A 17,254-nucleotide genomic window follows, 5' to 3' on the forward strand; every position below is an offset into this window, starting at 1 on the left:
GATGGGGGCGTGGGGGGGAAGCGTCATGGTGTCCTCGGCAAGACCAGGATGGCACGGAAATCGTTGACGTTGGTGCAGGTCGGCCCGGTGACGATCAGATCGTCGAGGGCCTCGAAGAAAGTATAGGCATCATTGCGTGACAGGTAAGCGATCGGGTCAAGACCCGCCTCCCTGGCACGGCCCCAGTCGCCGGGACCGAAGAGCGCGCCGGCGTTGTCCTCGGAGCCATCGATGCCGTCGGTGTCGATGGCGAGCGCGTGGATCCCCTCGGCGCCCTTGAGGGTCTCGAAGAGCCCCAGCAGATACTCGACGTTGCGGCCACCGCGGCCCGCGCCGCGCACCGTGACGCTGGTCTCGCCGCCGGAGAGCAGCAGCAGTGGCCGTTCGAGGGTGTCACGAACCCCCAGCGCCATCCGCCCCTGGGCACGGCCGAGCTCGCGGGCCTCGCCCTCCAGGTCATCACCCAGCAGCCGCACCTCGATGCCGCAGTGCTCGGCGGCCGCCCGGGCGGCCTGCAGGGCATCGCGGGCCCGGGCCAGCACCCGCGAGGCGTCCCGGGCAAATCCCGGCGCATGCAGCACCGCGGAGCCGTCATCGTCGAGAAGATGGTGGCGTATGGCATCCGGCAGGGCGATGGCATGGCGCTCGAGAATCGCCAGGGCATCCGCCGGGGTCGAGGCATCCGGCAGGGTCGGTCCGGAGGCGACCAGGGTCGGGTCGTCACCGGGGACATCCGAGATCAGCCAGGTCAGCACCCGCGCCGGATGGGCCGCCACGGCCAGGCGCCCACCCTTGATCGCCGAGAGGTGGCGACGCACGGTATTGATCTCGCGGATCGGGGCACCGCAGCGCAGCAGCTCGCGGTTGATCGCCTGCTTCTCGGCCAGGCTGATGCCCGGGGCCGGCAGGCTCATCAGCGCCGAGCCACCGCCGGAGATCAGCGCGATGACGAGGTCCTCCTCGCCGAGCCCGGATACGGCCTCGAGCATGCGCCTGGCGGCCTGCTCGCCGAGTTCGTCGGGCATGGGGTGCGAGGCTTCCAGCACCTCGATGCAGCGACGGGATGCCTCGTGGCCCCGTACACCATGACCATGGCGCGTGACCACCAGACCACTCAGGGGAGCCGCGGGCTGGCGCTCCTGCCAGGCTCGCTCCAGGGCGGCGGCCATGGCCGCGGCCGCCTTGCCGGCCCCCACCACGACGGTGCGTCCCGGTGGCGGTTCGGGCAAGACCTCGGGCAGCAGGGCATCGGGGTGGACGGCGGCGACGGCGGTGTCAGCCAGTTGCCTGAGCCAGGCACGCGGGGCCATCGCGTCGCCGAGGAGCTCTGGCCTGCAGGACTCGGGCTCGCCAGGCGCTGGTTCCAGGGTCCTGGAGGGTGAAATCGCGGACATCGGGTACTCCTCGCCGCCTCCGGCAGCAACAGGAAGGAAAGGGGTAGAAAGCAGAGGGAGACAAAAGGACCCGGCGACGGGCGGGGTTTCGGAAGGAAGAACCCGCCGCCGGGCAAGGCCACCTCGCGATGGCCGGGGCAGACGACGACCCGACGCCTGCCCCCAGGGAGCAGTCACCTCCCCCGTCTTTCGCCGACCAAGCACGAAGGCCGGCGAAAAACCTCTTCGGCCGTGAAACCACCTGCCGTGGGGCGGTTGTTCCACGCGCCCTCAGGATGGCTCAGGGCGGTGCGTCCGCTCAGGAGCCGACCTCATGATCGGCCAGCGCCTCCAGCGCCCGCAGGATACCGGCATGATCCCAGTCGGCGCCGCCGTGGGCCGCGCAGGCCTGGAACAGCTGCTGGGCATTGGCGGTACCGGGCAGCGCCAGGTTGAGGCTGCGCGCCCCTTCCAGCGCCAGGTTGAGATCCTTCTGGTGCAGGCGGATGCGGAAGCCCGGGTCGAAGGTGCGCTGGATCATGCGCTCGCCGTGGACGTCGAGGATCTTCGACTGGGCCAGGCCGCCGAGCAGCGACTCGCGCACCTTGGCCACGTCGGCGCCGGCCTTCGAGGCGAACAGCAGGCCCTCGGCCACGGCCTCGATGGTCAGGGCGACCACGATCTGGTTGGCGACCTTGCAGGTCTGGCCGGCACCATGGCCGCCGATATGGGTGATGGTCTTGCCCATGATCTCGAGCAGTGGCCTGGCGCGCCCGAAGCCCTCCTGGGTGGCGCCGACCATGATGGTCAGGGCCGCGTTGATGGCGCCACCCTCGCCGCCGGAGACCGGGGCGTCGACGTACTCGCCGCCGGCATCGGTGATGCGCCGGGCGAACTCCTGGGTGGCGATCGGGGCGATGGAGCTCATGTCGATGACCAGGGTGCCGGGCTTGAGCCCCTCGACCACCCCGCCCTCGCCGAACAGCACCTGCTCGACGTCGGGGGTGTCCGGAACGATGGTGATGATCACCTCGCTGGCCTCGGCCACCGCCCGGGGATCGTCGAGCTCCTTGATGCCCTTGGACGCCAGGGTCTCGTCGAGCGTGCCGCGCTTGACGGTGGTCAGCTCGTGGCCGGCGTCCAGCAGATGCCCCGCCATGGGGCGGCCCATGATGCCCAGGCCGATGAATCCGATCTTGCTCATGATGTCTCTCCTCTGTCTTGCTTGTCGTTGCGCCTTGATGCGGCTTTTTCGTGGCATACGCCGGCGGCATGGCCCCTTTGGGGTCAGACTCCAGCCAAGCCGCCGGGCCTGTCATGGGGCACGTCTCAGGCAGTGAGTCTCTCCGCCGGGGTCTGACCCCAAAGGGACCGCCAGCGCTGGAGAGCCCCCCAGAGCGTCTTCAGCCGCGCACCGCATCCAGCCAGCCCAGCCCCTCGCGGGTGGTGGTCTTCGGCTTGTACTCGCAACCGATCCAGCCCCGGTAGCCCAGTCGATCCAGGTGGGCGAACAGGAAGGGGTAATGGATCTCGCCGGTGCCGGGCTCGTGGCGGCCGGGGTTGTCGGCGAGCTGCACATGGGCGATGCGATCCAGGTGCCTCTCGATGGTCGGGGCGAGATCCCCTTCCATGATCTGCATATGGTAGATGTCGTACTGCAGCTTGAGGTTTCGGCTTCCCACCTCGTCGAAGATCGCCAGGGCCTGCTCGGTGCGGTTGAGGAAGAAGCCCGGGATGTCGCGGGTATTGATGGGCTCGGCGAGCAGCAGGATGCCGGCGGCCTCGAGCCTGTCGGCGGCGAAGCGCAGGTTGTCGATCAGGGTCTCGCGGGCCTGCTCGTCGCTGACGCCCTCCGGCTGGATACCGGCCAGGCAGTTGACCTGCTCACAGCCCAGCGCCGTGGCGTACTCGATCGCCTTGTCGACGCCAGCGCGGAACTCCTCGACACGGTCCGGGTGGCAGGCGATGCCCCGCTCACCGGCGGCCCAGTCCCCGGCCGGCAGGTTGTGCAGCACCTGGGTCAGGCCGTGGGCGTCGAGCCGCGACTTCAGCTCGGCGGGCGAGTAGTCATAGGGAAAGAGGTATTCCACCCCCGTGAAGCCGGCGTCGGCGGCGGCCTCGAAGCGGTCGAGGAAGTCCTCCTCGGTGAACAGCATGCTGAGGTTGGCGGCAAACTTGGGCATAGCGTTCTCCTTTGGGTCGTTGCCAGGGCTATCGCGGTTAACGTCTCGGTGCTCAGGTAGCGGGGCTGATCCGCGGACAGGCCTGCGCGGAGGCGCTGTAAACCCTTCCCTGGGCGCTACTTTTTCCTTCCCTGGAAAAAGACCTCCGCTTCGACCTGCCCGCGGCGCCCCTCGACGTGTCTTGGCTGCGATTACCCTGAGGTCGTTGCGGGGAGCGGTCAACGCCGCTCCCTCCGTCGTTGATCGTTGCCGTTAGGTCAGGGCGGCGATGGAGGTCGGCGCATCGGCAACGTTCTCGGCCAGGGCCTCGAACTCGTTGACGCCGTCCAGGTCGGTTCCCATTGCGATGTTGGTCACCCGTTCGAGGATGATCTCGACCACCACCGGCACCTGGAACCGACGCATCAGGTCCCGTGCCTCGGCGAAGGCCGGCGCAATCTCCTCGGGCTTGGTGACGCGCAGCGCCTTGCAGCCCAGCCCTTCCACCACGGAAACGTGATCGACGCCGTAGTCGTTGATCTCCGGGCAGTTGACGTTCTCGAACGACAACTGCACGCAGTAGTCCATGTCGAAGCCGCGCTGGGCCTGGCGGATCAACCCCAGGTAGGAGTTGTTCACCAGCACATGGAGGTAGGGCAGCTTGAACTGGGCGCCGGCGGCCAGCTCCTCGACCATGAACTGGAAGTCGTAGTCGCCGGAGAGCGCCACGATCTCGGCGTCCGGATCGGCACGCCGTACGCCCAGCGCCGCCGGAATGGTCCAGCCCAGCGGGCCGGCCTGGCCGCAGTTGATCCAGTGGCGCGGCTGGTAGACGTGCAGGAACTGGGCGCCGGCGATCTGCGACAGCCCGATGGTGCTGACGTAGCGGGTGTTCTTGCCGAAGACCTTGTTCATCTCCTCGTAGACCCGCTGCGGCTTGACCGGCACTTCGTCGAAATGGGTCTTGCGCAGCAGGGTGCGCTTGCGCTCCTGGCACTCTTCCGCCCAGCCGCTGCGATCCTTCAGCTTGCCGGCGGCCTTCATCTCCCGGGCGACCTCGACGAACAGCTCGAGCGCCGCCCTGGCGTCGGACACGATGCCGTAGTCGGGGCCGAAGACCCGACCGATCTGGGTCGGCTCGATATCCACATGGACGAACTTGCGCCCCTGGGTATAGGTCTCCACCGAGCCGGTGTGGCGGTTGGCCCAGCGGTTGCCGATCCCCATCACGAAGTCCGAGGCCAGCATCGTCGCATTGCCGTAACGGTGCGAGGTCTGCAGGCCGACCATGCCCGCCATCAGCGGATGGTCATCGGGAATGGTGCCCCAGCCCATCAGGGTCGGGATGACCGGCACCCCGGTGAGCTCGGCGAATTCGGTGAGCAGCTCGCTGGCATCGGCATTGATGATGCCGCCGCCGGCCACGATCAGCGGCCGCTCGGCCTCGTTGAGCATGGCGATCGCCTTCTCGGCCTGGGGCCGGGTCGCGGCGGGCTTGTAGGCCGGCAGTGGCTCGTAGGTGTCGGGGTCGAACTCGATCTCGCTCATCTGCACGTCGATGGGCAGGTCGATCAGCACCGGGCCGGGGCGCGAGGAACGCATCAGCTGGAAGGCGTGCTGGAAGGCCCGCGGCACCTGGGCCGGCTCCAGCACGGTCACCGCCCACTTGGTGACCGGGCCGGCGATGGCCTGGATATCCACCGCCTGGAAATCCTCCTTGTGCAGCCGGGCGCGGGGCGCCTGGCCGGTGATGCAGAGGATCGGGATGGAATCGCCCGAGGCGGAATAGAGCCCGGTGATCATGTCGGTGCCGGCGGGGCCGGAGGTGCCGATGCACACCCCGATGTTGCCGGCCTTCGTGCGGGTATAGCCCTCGGCCATGTGCGAGGCACCCTCGACGTGGCGGGCCAGGACATGGTCGATGCCACCGAGCTTGCGCATCGCGGCATAGAAGGGGTTGATGGCGGCGCCGGGCACTCCGAAGGCAACATCGACGCCCTCCTTCCTGAGCACGTGAACGGCGGCTTCTGCGGCGGTCATGCGAGCCATGGAGATTCCTCCTGTGAGTGGCCTTGTTCTTGTGGAGAGTTGTTATTGGAAAATATTTCTGTATACGAGACTAGGACCGCCCGAATGAGGCGTCAACATTTACTGGAAAATATTTTCATAATTTTTTTTGGGCGCGAAAAAACCCAAGCAATATCAATTGCCTGGGTTAGTTAGCCTGCGAAAAATCTGACCGATTGGTCAGCCCGGAGAGCGTCATCCCTCCCGACGCCCCTTGCGACGCGTCAGTTCTGGTCCAGCACCACCTCCCCGATACCGGCGAAGCTCAGCGTCGCCCGCTGCCCGGCACGCCCCCTCGAAGATGGCGGTGGTCATCACCTCGCCAGCGGCGAAGCCCTCGCCACTGGCGCGGATCCGCGCCTTGACCCTGTGCACCAGCAGCGGCACCGGCACCGGCCGCAATGCTCTGCTCTCGGGTCACGGCTCAGAACCCCTTGGCGGCGCCGCGAGGCCGGGCCGGCTGCGGTTTGTCGCACTTGAGAAACCGGCCATGGCCCGGGGCGACGCTGGGCTCGCCGTCCCGGGAGACCACGCCGCCCCGGCACAGGGTCAGCACCGGGCGACCGGTGAGCTCGAGCCCCTCGTAGGGGGTGTAATCCACCGCATGGTGCAGGGTCTCGTTGCGTACCGTCATGCGCGCCGCACTGTCCCACAGGGTCAGGTCGGCGTCACTGCCGATGGCGATGGTGCCCTTGCGCGGGTAGAGGCCATAGATCTTGGCCGGATTGGTGGCGGTCAGGGCCACGAAGCGGGTGGCGTCGATGCGCTCCTTGAGCACCCCCTCGGAGAAGAGGATCGGCAGCCGCGTCTCCAGCCCCGGGATGCCGTTGGGGATATGGTGGAAGTCGGCATGCTCGCCGTGCAGCTTCTTGCCCTGGGGGTCGTCGTAGCGGAAGGGGGCGTGATCCGAGGAGAAGACCTGGAAGACGCCGTTCTCCAGGGCCTGCCATACCGCCTCCTGGGCCTTGGGGTCCCGGGGCGGCGGGCTGCACACGCACTTGGCGCCCTCGAAGCCCTCCTGGTCCAGGTCGGCGGAGGTGAGCATCAGGTACTGGGGGCAGGTCTCGCCGTAGACCCGCAGGCCGCGGCCCTGGGCCCAGCGGATCTGCTCGATGGCCTCGGGGCCGGAGACATGCACGATCAGGATCGGCACGTCGATCAGCTCGGCCAGCGAGATGGCGCGATGGGTGGCCTCGCGCTCGGCGATCGCCGAGTGGGCCTCGCCGTGGTAACGCGGGGCGGTCTTGCCCTGGGACTCGAGCAGCTCGGTGAGGTAGGCGATGCAGTCGGCGTTCTCGGCGTGGATCATCACCATGCCGCCCTCGCGGCGGGCCATGGCCAGCACCTCCAGCACCTCCCGGTCGTTGAGCTTGAGGTCGTCGTAGGTGAGGTAGATCTTGAAGGAGCTGTAGCCCTCCTGGATCAGCGCCGGCAGTTCCTCCTTGAGCACCGTCTCGGTGGGGTCGGTGACGATCATATGGAAGGCGTAGTCGATGGACGCCTTGCCGTCGCTGCGGCGGTGGTAGTCCTCCACCGCGGCGCGCAGGCCCTGGCCCTTCTGCTGGGCGGCGAAGGGAATCACCGTGGTGGTGCCGCCGCAGGCCGCCGAGCGGGTGCCGGTCTCGAAATCGTCGGCCATCACGGCGCAGTCGCCGAGCGGCTGATCCAGGTGGCAGTGGGCGTCGATGCCGCCGGGCATCACCCAGAGGCCGGCGGCGTCGATCACCTCCTCGGCGCCGGAGAGGCCCTGGCCGAGGGCGACGATGCGCCCGTCCTTGATGCCGATATCGGCGTGGTAGCGATCGGCGGCGGTGATGATCAGGCCGTTGGTAATCAGGGTATCGAAGTGACTCATGGGACATTCCTTGCAATATCGAAGGGCGGTCAGCCCATGGCGTTGGGCAGCCACATCACCAGGCCGGGCCAGGCGATGATGGCGAAGACGAAGGCCAGCATGATGGCGAAGAAGGGCAGGCTGCCGAGCATCACGTCGGCGATGGAGCCGCGCCCGCGCACCCCCTGCACTACATAGAGGTTCATGCCGATGGGCGGGGTGATCAGCGAGATCTCCATCATGATCACCAGGAAGATGCCGAACCACACCGGGTCGAAGCCGAAGCTCACCACCATGGGCACCACGATGGGCACGGTGGCGATCATCATCGACAGGGTCTCCAGGAAGCAGCCCAGCACCAGGTAGAAGAGCACCAGCGCCAGGATCAGCCCCAGGGGAGTCAGGCCCAGGTCGGCGACCCTCTGGGTCAGTACCTGGGGAATGCCGAGGATGCCGACGATGTAGTTGAGGAAGAAGGCGGCGACGATGATCAGCATGATCATGGCGGTGGTACGCGCCATGGAGAGGAAGCACTCGTTGAGCATGCCGAGGGTCAGCTTGCGGTTGAGCGCCGCCACCACCAGGGCGGCCATCACCCCCAGGGCCGCCGCCTCGGTGGGGGTAGCCCAGCCCGAGTAGATGCTGCCAATGACGATGGCGAAGACGAAGGCCGGCGGCAGCAGGTCCATCATGGAGGCGAGGCGCGCCCGCAGCGGCACCCGCGGTTCCGCCGCGCCGGCCACGCCGGGGCGCAGCAGGCTGAAGGCCATGATCGCCAGCATAAAGGCCGCGGCCAGCGCCAGCCCCGGCAGGATGCCGGCGATAAACAGCTTGCCGATGGAGGTATTGGTGATGGCGCCGTAGATGATCATGTTGATGCTGGGCGGGATCAGGATGCCCAGGGTGGCCCCGGCGGCCAGGGTACCCAGCGCCAGGCGCTCGCTGTAGCCGCGCTCGGCGAAGGCCGGCAGGGCCACGGTGCCGATGGTGGCGGCGGTGGCCACCGAGGAGCCGGACATGGCGGCGAACACCGAGGAGGCGCCGATATTGGTATGCAGCAGGCCCCCCGGCATGCGCTGCAGCCACACCGAGAGGGCGTTGTACATGCGCTCGGTGATGCCGCTGCGCAGCAGCAACTCGCCGAGCAGGATAAACAGCGGGATGGCGGTAAGGATAAAGTCGTTGAGGGTGCCCCAGAGGGCATCGCCGAAGGAGTAGAGCAGCGGCGTGCCCAGATACATCAGGGTGCCCAGGGCGGCCACCGAGAAGATCGCCACCGCCACATGGATACCGGCCGCCATCATGCCCAGCATGACCAGGAAGCCGATCATTACCTCGAATGCACCGATCATAGCTGCGGACTCCCCTGGCCGGTGGTCGGAGTGGGTTCGTCGGCGTAATCGTGCTGCGCCTCGTCGAGTTCATCCTGGGTGGAACGCGGCCCGAACTCCCGGTTGAGGGCGTCGGCCTGGCCGCGCACCAGCAGCCCCAGGGCGCGCAGCGCCAGCAGGCTGGCCAGGGCGGCGAAGACGCCGAGGCCGATGACCCAGAGCCCCTGGGGAATCCACAGCGGGGTCTGCAGCGGGGTACTGGCCAGGCTGCCGAACTCCAGGGTCTCGTGCAGGGTGCCCACCGCCCGCCACAGCATGAACAGCGAGAAGCCGGCGAGCAGCAGCATGGCGGCGGCATTGAGGGGCGCCTGCAGGGCCCCGGGCAGGCGCACGATCAGCATGTCGACCCGGGTATGGGCGCGGTGCAGCAGGGCATAGGCGAAGCTGAAGGAGACGCCGATGGCCAGCACATAGCCGCCGATCTCGTCGACGCCCTGCAGGGAAAAGCTGAACAGCTTGCGTGCCAGCACCTCGAAGGTGATCAGCAGCGACAGGCCGAGGGAGGCATAGCCGGCGGCGAGGGCGGCGCCATGCGCCAGCCGGCGAGCCCAGGGAAAGGATGGCGGGGAAACCATGGAAACCCTCCTGGGCGCCCCGGGCGTCGGCCCGGGGCGCACGGTCACGGATGTTTACTGGATGCTGAGGCCGGTGGCATCGCCCACCGTCTCGTTCCAGGCCTGGGCACACTCGGGGTACTGGCGGCTGCAGGTCTCGGCCCACACCGGCAGCACCGCCTCGCTGGCGATCTCCTCGACCAGGGCTCGGGAAGCCGGGTCGATCTCCACCAGGCGCATGTCGTAGGCCTGGTGATCGCTGCAGCTGGCCTGGCCGGTGTTGCAGGCGATGGCGTCGTCGTTGACGTCATAGGCCAGCTCCCACATCTGCTCCTCCAGGCGCACGAAGGCCTCGGTGAGCTCCTCCTGCTGGGCCGCATCGAAGCGATTCCAGGTATCCAGGTTCATGAAGTGGCCCTGCACCGAGTAGGCCAGCGGCAGCGGCACGAAGGTGTCGGTGACCTCGGGCCACTTGCCGTTGTTGCCGGCGGAGGGGGCGGTGACCCCGCAGTCGGCCACGCCGCGCTGCAACGCCAGATAGACCTCGCTGAACTGCAGGGTCACCGGGGCGGCGCCCAGGCCCTGTACCAGGCGCGACATGGAGGGGGTGAAGACCCGCACCTTCTTGCCTTCCAGGTCGTCCACGCCCTGGATATCGCCGTTGCAGAACATCATCTGCGGGCCGAAGGGCCAGAGGGTCATCAGCTTGGCGTTGAAGCGCTCCTGGAGGCGTTCGTCGAAGCGCTCGCGCACCGCATCGATGGCCTCGCGCTGGGCGTCCAGGTCCGGGGCCACGCCGGCCAGGTCGATGCCTTCGAAGAAGGGCTCGTCCCGGGAGGCCATGCCGATCTGCACCGACATCACGTCGAAGGAGCCGGAGCGCAGCAGGCGCAGGGCATCGGCGGCCTCGACGCCGATGGCGTCCATGGGGTTGTAGATCACCGCCAGGTCGTCGCGGGCATCCAGCTCCTGGAAGAAGGGGCGCTCCACCCCCTCCACGTGCAGGGTATTGCCGGAAAAGTTGCCCACGCTGCGCAGCAGGGTCTCGGCCTGGGCCAGGCCGCCGAGCAGCAGGCCGCCGGCCAGGGATACGCCGAGCACGATGCGTTGGGGAGTCGGGGTTGGCATGGGGTCACCTCGTGATTGGGATTGTTGATGGTGGTCTTGCCGTTGCGTCTTGCCCGTGTCGGGCGTCCCCGCGCTATGCCGCCAGGCGGGGGTCCTGGAAGAGGCCGCCCCAGCCGGTGATCCGGGCGGGGTCGAGGCCGGCCAGCGTCAGGCATTTCCACACCGTGACGCTCACCGAGTCGTAGATCGGAATGCCCAGCTCCTGCTCCAGCTCGGCCACGATGCCGGCACCGCGCAGGTTGGTACACAGCAGGGTGATGGCCTGGGGCTCGCCCTTGGCCACCTCCCGCACCAGGTCCGCCAGGGTCGCCTCGTCATATTCCGAGAAGGAGAAGTTGCCGCGGTCATCGAGGTGGCGCTCCGCCACCACCTCGATACCCTCGGCGGCGTAGTTGGCGACGATCGCCTCCTGAATGTCCGAGAGATAGGGGGTCACCAGCCCCAGCCGGGTCACCCCGGTGCGCTCGAGGACCTCGTTGAGGGCCAGCACGCTGCTGGTGGCCGGCACCCCGGTGGTCTCGGTAATCGCGGCGCATAGCCGGCGGTCGCTGTCGAAGCCCAGCCAGCTCGCCGAGGTGCCGTTCCAGGCGATCACGTCCATGCGGGCGTCGTTGAGCAGGGTGGCGGCCTCCAGCAGCGGCGCCGGGTCGAACTGCGCCAGGGCCCGATCGCTCAGGGAGATCTCCTTGACGGTGAAGCGCTGGAAGTGGGCCGTCGCCTCGGGCATCAGCCCGGCGAGCAGGGCCGCGGTATAGGGCTCGAGCACGGTATTGGAAGAGGGCGTCAGCATGCCCAGCAGGGTGCGATTCATGGCGGCGCGGTTCCTCGTTGTGGTTATGATCGGGAAGGCAGATATACTAAATACTGTATTTTGAATTCAATTTGTCCGCCCCTAAGACTTGCACATCGCCGAGATTTTGCAAGTACACTTTTACCCACCCCGCCATCGCCCCCGGGATCGGGGCCAGCCACGGGAAGGAGAGCTGCCATGACCGAGATGCCGACGCTTCGCCGACCGCGCCCCGCCGCGGACGAGGCCTCACCGAGCGCGCCGCTGCGCCGCCTGTCCCTCTATCAGGTGGTGGCCGAGCGGCTGCGCCATATGGTGCTGGAGGGCGAGCTGGCCCCGGGCAGCCGCATCTCCGAGAAGCGCCTCTGCGAGGCCTTCGAGGTGTCGCGCACCCCGCTGCGGGAGGCGCTCAAAGTGCTGGCCAACGAGGGGCTGGTGGAGCTGCTACCCAACCGCGGCGCCCAGGTGACCGAGGTGGACCCCGCCGAGGTCCACGACCTCTTCGAGGTGATGGCGGCCCTGGAGGGCCTCTCCGGTCACCTGCTGGTCGCGCGCGCCAGCGACGCCGAGATCGCCGAGATCCGCACCCTCCACGAGCGGATGCTGGAGCTGCACCGCCGGCAGCGGCGCCGGGAGTACTTCGAGGCCAATCAGCGGCTGCACCGGCGCCTGACCGAGCTCGCCGGCAACCGGGTGCTGCTCGAGCAACAGGGCCAGCTGACCCACAAGATCACCCGGGCCCGCTATGCCGCCAACCTGCAGCAGGGGCGCTGGGACGAGTCGGCCCAGGAGCACGGGGTGATCCTCGCCGCCCTGGAGGCGCGGGACGCCGCGGCCCTCTCCGCCGCCATGGCGGAGCATATGCGCCGCACCGGCGCCGCCGTCCTCGCCGGCCTGGCCGCCTCACGCCCCTGATCGCCCGAACGAAACGAGGAAGACCCGGCTGTCGCCGGGTTTTTAATTTATAAGCACCTGAAATAAAACAAACAACAAAAAAACAGTATTCTGTATTTTGTATTTCTGGCGAAGCTGTCCTATGGTGAATCCAGGCCGCCGATCGCGGCGGTGACTCTCCCCACCAGCCAAGGACACTTCCATGACAACAACAAACCGTCTTGCCCGTCGTTCCGCCGCCCTGCTGCTGGCCCTGGGCCTGGGCAGCCCGCTGCTGGCCGGCGCCGAGACCCTGCGCTTCGGCGGCAACTTCACCGATGACCACTCCAGCAGCCGCGCCATGGAACGCTTCCGCGACGCCCTGGCCGAGCGCACCGACGGCGACCTGACCGCCCAGCTGTTCCCCAATATGCAGTTGGGCGGCGCCGGCGAGAACGTCGACCAGGTCGCCTCCGGCGCCATCGCCGGCACCTGGATCGGTATCTCCTACCTGTCGCGCACCGTCCCCGAGCTGGAGGCCCTGAGCCTGCCCTTCGCCTTCGCCAGCCGCGAGGAGGCCTTCGCGCTGATCGACGGCGAGATCGGCGAACTGCTCGACGAGGAACTGGCCGAGAAGGGCTTCGTGGCCCTGGGCTACATGGAGCTGGGCTTCCGCCACGTCACCAACAACGACCGCTCCCTCGAGACCCTCGACGACTTCCAGGACCTCAAGCTCCGCCTGCAGCCCAACCAGACCCACCTGGATACCTTCCGCGCCATCGGCGCCAACCCGGTCTCCATGGATATCAACGAGGTCTACGGCGCCCTGCAGCAGGGGGTGCTGGACGGCCAGGAGAACCCCTATAGCATCATCAGCACCAAGCGCCTGGACGAGGTGCAGGCTCACCTCTCCGATACCGGCCACTTCTACGACTTCATCGTGGTGGCGGCCAACCGCGACACCTTCAATCGCCTCGACGAGGAGCAGCGCCAGGCGGTGCGCGAGGCCATGGACGAGGCGGTGGCCTGGCAGCGGCAAACCGCCGCCGAGGAGGACGAGGCCGCCCGCCAGGAACTGATCGAGCGCGGCATGCAGTTCACCCCGATCAGCGACGAGACCCGCGCCGCCCTGCGCGAGGCCAGCCAGGGCGTGGTGGACGACCTGCGCGACAAGATCGGCGCCGAGATCGTCGATCGGGTACTCGAGGAGCTGGCGTCATGACACCCGCCTGGCACCGGCTGGAGGCCTATGCCTCCAGCCCGGGCAAGCGCCACTTCCTGCATGGTCTGTCGCTGCTCGACCGCACCTCCTATTACACCATCCTGGTGGCCATGGGCGTGATGACCACCCTGGTCTCGGCCCAGGTGTTCGCCCGCTACGTGATGGGCACCTCCATCGACTCCGCCGACGAGCTCTCCCGGCTGTTCTTCGTCTGGGCGATCTTCCTGGCCATTCCCCACGGCATCAAGGTGGGCATCCATGTGGGCATCGACGCCCTGGTGACCCACTTCCCCGCGGCGCTGCAGCGGCGCCTGGCGCGGCTGATGGCCTGGATCGGCGCCGCCATGATGGCGGCCCTGTTCTGGATCAGCCTGGGCGCGGTGGCCGACAAGTGGCAGGAGCTGATGCCCACCCTGCCGATCACCGCCGCCGTCTTCTATATCGCCGTACTGGCGTGTGCCGGCCATAGCTGCCTGCACCTGATCGCCCAGGCCCTGGGCCTGGAGCCACTGCCCAGCGCGCCCGACCGCCGTGGAGGAACCCCCTCATGACCCCGGCCATCATCTTCACCTTCCTGGGCTTCGCCCTGCTGCGCATGCCCCTGGCCTTCGCCCTGGGCCTGGCCTCCCTGGTGGGCCTCTATGTGGGCGGCATGGACTTCTCGGTGCTGCCCCAGCGCATGATGCACTCGGTCAACAGCTTCCCGCTGATGGCCATCCCGCTATTCATGCTGGCCGGCGAACTGATGGTCGCCGCCGGCATCCTGCAGCGCCTGGTGGATTTCGCCAATTCGCTGATCGGTCGCGTGCATGGCGGCCTGGCCCATGTGGCCATCGTCGCCGGCATGGTGCTGGCGGCGGTGAGCGGCGCGGCCGTGGCCAGCGCCAGCGCCCTGGGCAGCTCCCTGGTGCCCTCCATGCGCCAGCAGTACGGCACCGGCTACAGCAGCGCCGTGGTGGCCTCCGCCGCCAACCTGGGCGCCATCATCCCGCCCAGCAACGCCATGATCGTCTACGCCCTGATGGCCGGCTCCTCGGTCTCGGTGGGTGGGCTCTTTATGGCCGGTGTGGTGCCGGGGATCATTCTCGCCCTGGGCTTCATGGGGCTGGCCAGCTTTATCGCCATGCGCCGCCGCTATCCGCTGGGTGCCGAGGGAGTGATCGGCCTCAGGCATGTGCTGGTGCAGACCTGGCGCGCCCTGCCGATCCTCCTGATGCCCATCGTGGTGGTGGGCGGCATCGTCGCCGGCGCCTTCACCCCCACCGAGGGGGCCGCCATCGCCGTGGTCTATGCGCTGCTGATCGGCTTCTTCGTGACTCGCAAGCTGCGCCTGGCCGACCTGCCCAAGGCGATGTTCAATGCCGCCGTCACCGCGGCCATGGTCGGCGCCCTGATCGCCTTCGCCTCCACCATGACCTTCGCCTTCACCATCGACCTGATCCCCATGCAGCTGACCCAGTGGCTGCAGGACTTCACCCAGGAGCCGCTGGTGTTCCTGCTGCTGGTGATGGCACTGCTGATCGGGGTGGGCATGTTTATCGAGTCGAATGCCGCCTACATCATGCTGGTGCCGCTGTTGGCGCCCATCGCCCTGGCCTACGGTATCGACCCGCTGCTGTTCGGCTTCCTGTTCGTGATGAACCTGGTGGTGGGGATGATGACGCCGCCGGTGGGGGTGCTGCTGTTCGTGATGTGCGGCATCTCCAAGATCAGCCTCAACGAACTGATGAAGAGCGCCTGGCCCTTTATCGCCTTCCAGTACGCAGTGCTGATCGCCTGTATCGCCTTCCCCGGCATCGTCACCTGGCTACCCCGGGCCCTGGGTTACTGACCGCCTCTTCCTCCAGCCCCGTTCGGACGGGGGCCGGAGGCTCTTTCTTCCCTCGCCGTGGGCCCGCCCACCGCGTGAAAAAACAAGCGAGCACGCCATGAAACTCCTGGTCATCAATCCCAATATCTCCACCGACGTTACCGCCCTGATCGAGCGCGAGGCGCGGCGCAGCACCCGCCCCGGCACCGAGCTGAGCATGGCCACCGCGCCCTTCGGCGTGGCCTATATCGAGACCCGCGCCGAGGCCCAGATCGGCGGCTACGCCGCCATGCAGCTGGCCGCCGAGCGCTACGCCGACCACGACGCCGTGATAGTGGCCGCCTTCGGCGACCCAGGGCTGACCGCCCTGCGCGAGATCCTGCCGATCCCGGTGGTCGGCATGACCGAGGCGGCCCTGGTCAGCGCCTGTCAGCAGGGCAGCCGCTTCTCGGTGATCGCCATCTCCCAGCGCATCCAGGCCTGGTATCGGGAGACCATCGCCAGCTACGGCTTCGCCGATCGCCTGGCCAGCATCCGCGCCCTGGACGAGCCCCTTGCGCATATCGGCCGGGTCCAGGAGGACCAGGGCGAGCGCCTGGTGGCCCTGGCCGAACGGGCGGTGGCCGACGACGGCGCCGATGTGCTGATCCTGGCCGGCGCGCCCCTGGCCGGCCTGGCCCGGAGCGTGGCCGAACGCCTGCCGGTGCCGGCCCTGGATGGCGTCACCTGTGCCCTGCACCAGGCCCAGGCGCTGGTCGACCTGGGGGCCACGGCGCCCACCGCCGGCAGCTTCGCCGCGCCCCCCGCCAAGCCCTGCCAGGGGCTGCCGGAGACCCTGGCCCGCCTGGTGGGGCGCAGCGGCCTGACGCCCCCCGCCTGACTGGACATCCCCCCTCGCTGAGGGAGAATGGACCGAGGCCCTAAAGGAGCATGCCCATGAGTACGGAGTCCTCCACGGGGGTGACACGCATCGTTACCCCGTCCCTGGCGGAAGAGGCCTACCTGGCCCTGCACCGGCGCATCGTCCGCGGCCAGCTGCCCCCGGGGGAGACCCTCCTGGAGCCGGCCCTCTGCGAGGAGCTGGGGATCTCCCGCACTCCCCTGCGGGAGGCGCTGAAGCGCCTGGCCGGCGAGGGGCTGGTGGTGATGCCACGCAACCGCCGCGCCCGGGTGGCGCCCATCGACGCCAAGGAGCTGGAGCACCTCTTCGAGGTGGAGGCCGGCCTGGAGAGCCTGGCCGCCGGCCTGGCCGCCGAACGCATGACCAATACCGAGCTCAAGCGCCTGGAGAGCCTGCAGGAGCGCCTCGAGCGGCTGCTGGCCAAGGGCGACCGCAACGCCTACTTCGAGCTCAACCAGCGCATCCACGGCCTGATCGTCGCCGGCGCCAAGAATCCGGTGCTGGAAGAGACGCATCGCGGCCTGCTGGGCCGCCTGGAACGCGCCCGCTACCTGGCCCTGGATCGCCTGGGGCGCTGGGAGGAATCGACCCAGGAGCATCATGAGATCCTCGAGGCACTCAAGGCCCGTGACGGGGAGCGGGCTCGCCGCCTGCTGGCCGACCATGTCCAGCATACCGGCGATGCCATCGCCGCCATCAACTGCCCCCGCCCGTGACACCATGCCCCGTGGCACCTTGAAAAAGGGGCCCTCCACACGGAGGGCCCCTTTTTATCGAGTCATCAAGCTCAGTACCTCGGGCGTTCGGCCCAAGGCATTCACTCCAAGGTCACCCTCACCGCCAGTGGATACTCGTCGCAGTTGTTGCCCTCGCCGCCACGGTTGACCACCAGGAACTCTCCTTCGCGCTCCAGCACCGACTGGATGGCGTGCCAGGTGCCGGCGCGGTAGTTGACCCCTTGGCGCCCATCGGTGATGAAGGCACGCACCTCGGCAGGGTCGATGGCATCGCCCGGCGGCGCGACGACCACGAGGAACCGTTCCTCATGCAGCGGCATGAAGGCCTGGCTGCCCAGCGGATGGCGGTCGAGGAAGTCGAGTTCCAGGGGCAACGCACACGGACGCAGGAGACGCCATTGGTCTAACTGGT

Annotated in this window: 15 protein-coding genes and 1 pseudogene; 6 read left to right on the plus strand and 10 right to left on the minus strand. The window is 68.1% G+C overall.

Annotated elements, in window-relative coordinates; genetic code table 11:
- Positions 1-23: 23 nt before the first annotated feature.
- From CR157_RS04705 to CR157_RS04745, 9 genes are all read right to left on the minus strand, one after another.
- On the minus strand, positions 24-1,394 hold the full coding sequence (locus CR157_RS04705) for a glycerate kinase type-2 family protein (protein WP_373681002.1): 1,371 nt from the start codon (positions 1,392-1,394) through the stop codon (positions 24-26).
- A gap of 298 nt (positions 1,395-1,692) precedes the next feature.
- Positions 1,693-2,577, minus strand: a complete 885-nt coding sequence (locus CR157_RS04710; RefSeq protein ID WP_110282347.1) for a 2-hydroxy-3-oxopropionate reductase — start codon at positions 2,575-2,577, stop codon at positions 1,693-1,695.
- A 199-nt stretch (positions 2,578-2,776) separates the two neighbouring features.
- Entirely contained in the window at positions 2,777-3,556 is a 780-nt protein-coding gene (hyi, locus tag CR157_RS04715) for a hydroxypyruvate isomerase (protein ID WP_110282348.1), read from the minus strand.
- Positions 3,557-3,808: 252 nt separating this feature from the next.
- The gene (gene gcl, locus CR157_RS04720; RefSeq protein ID WP_110282349.1) at positions 3,809-5,584 is read right to left on the minus strand and encodes a glyoxylate carboligase; all 1,776 of its coding nucleotides are present in this window, start codon (positions 5,582-5,584) and stop codon (positions 3,809-3,811) included.
- A gap of 442 nt (positions 5,585-6,026) precedes the next feature.
- Positions 6,027-7,457 (minus strand): dihydropyrimidinase, encoded by a 1,431-nt coding sequence (hydA, locus tag CR157_RS04725; RefSeq protein ID WP_110282350.1) that lies wholly within the window; start codon positions 7,455-7,457, stop codon positions 6,027-6,029.
- Between the two features lie 29 nt (positions 7,458-7,486).
- Positions 7,487-8,788: a TRAP transporter large permease gene (locus tag CR157_RS04730; RefSeq protein WP_181421961.1), complete on the minus strand. Its 1,302-nt coding sequence runs from the start codon at positions 8,786-8,788 to the stop codon at positions 7,487-7,489.
- Positions 8,785-9,402, minus strand: coding sequence for a TRAP transporter small permease subunit (locus tag CR157_RS04735; protein ID WP_110282351.1), 618 nt, complete (start codon positions 9,400-9,402; stop codon positions 8,785-8,787). The genes CR157_RS04730 and CR157_RS04735 overlap by 4 nt, the downstream gene beginning before the upstream one ends.
- A 54-nt stretch (positions 9,403-9,456) precedes the next feature.
- Positions 9,457-10,509: a TRAP transporter substrate-binding protein gene (locus tag CR157_RS04740; protein ID WP_181421962.1), complete on the minus strand. Its 1,053-nt coding sequence runs from the start codon at positions 10,507-10,509 to the stop codon at positions 9,457-9,459.
- A gap of 73 nt (positions 10,510-10,582) precedes the next feature.
- Positions 10,583-11,320, minus strand: coding sequence for a maleate cis-trans isomerase family protein (locus CR157_RS04745; protein ID WP_110282352.1), 738 nt, complete (start codon positions 11,318-11,320; stop codon positions 10,583-10,585).
- A gap of 177 nt (positions 11,321-11,497) precedes the next feature.
- Here CR157_RS04745 and CR157_RS04750 point away from each other — a divergent pair, with 177 nt between their 5' ends.
- The 6 genes from CR157_RS04750 (at position 11,498) to CR157_RS04775 (ending at position 16,821) form a co-directional block, all read left to right on the plus strand.
- Positions 11,498-12,214, plus strand: coding sequence for a GntR family transcriptional regulator (locus CR157_RS04750; RefSeq protein ID WP_110282353.1), 717 nt, complete (start codon positions 11,498-11,500; stop codon positions 12,212-12,214).
- 181 nt (positions 12,215-12,395) lie between these two features.
- Entirely contained in the window at positions 12,396-13,394 is a 999-nt protein-coding gene (locus tag CR157_RS04755) for a TRAP transporter substrate-binding protein (RefSeq protein ID WP_110282354.1), read from the plus strand.
- A complete protein-coding gene (locus CR157_RS04760; protein WP_110282355.1) occupies positions 13,391-13,945 on the plus strand; it encodes a TRAP transporter small permease in 555 nt (184 codons plus the stop codon). Before CR157_RS04755 ends, CR157_RS04760 begins: the two co-directional genes overlap by 4 nt.
- A complete protein-coding gene (locus tag CR157_RS04765; protein WP_110282356.1) occupies positions 13,942-15,225 on the plus strand; it encodes a TRAP transporter large permease in 1,284 nt (427 codons plus the stop codon). Before CR157_RS04760 ends, CR157_RS04765 begins: the two co-directional genes overlap by 4 nt.
- Before the next feature lie 97 nt (positions 15,226-15,322).
- The gene (locus tag CR157_RS04770) at positions 15,323-16,084 is read left to right on the plus strand and encodes an aspartate/glutamate racemase family protein (protein WP_110282357.1); all 762 of its coding nucleotides are present in this window, start codon (positions 15,323-15,325) and stop codon (positions 16,082-16,084) included.
- A 56-nt stretch (positions 16,085-16,140) separates the two neighbouring features.
- Positions 16,141-16,821 (plus strand): GntR family transcriptional regulator, encoded by a 681-nt coding sequence (locus CR157_RS04775; RefSeq protein WP_110282358.1) that lies wholly within the window; start codon positions 16,141-16,143, stop codon positions 16,819-16,821.
- A gap of 101 nt (positions 16,822-16,922) precedes the next feature.
- On the opposite strand, the pseudogene CR157_RS04780 reads toward CR157_RS04775, so the two are convergent.
- A pseudogene (locus tag CR157_RS04780) lies at positions 16,923-17,228 on the minus strand (ureidoglycolate lyase); the annotation flags it as partial.
- Positions 17,229-17,254 lie beyond the last annotated feature (26 nt).

Source organism: Halomonas sp. LBP4 (genome assembly GCF_003202205.1).
Lineage (GTDB): Bacteria > Pseudomonadota > Gammaproteobacteria > Pseudomonadales > Halomonadaceae > Halomonas > Halomonas flagellata.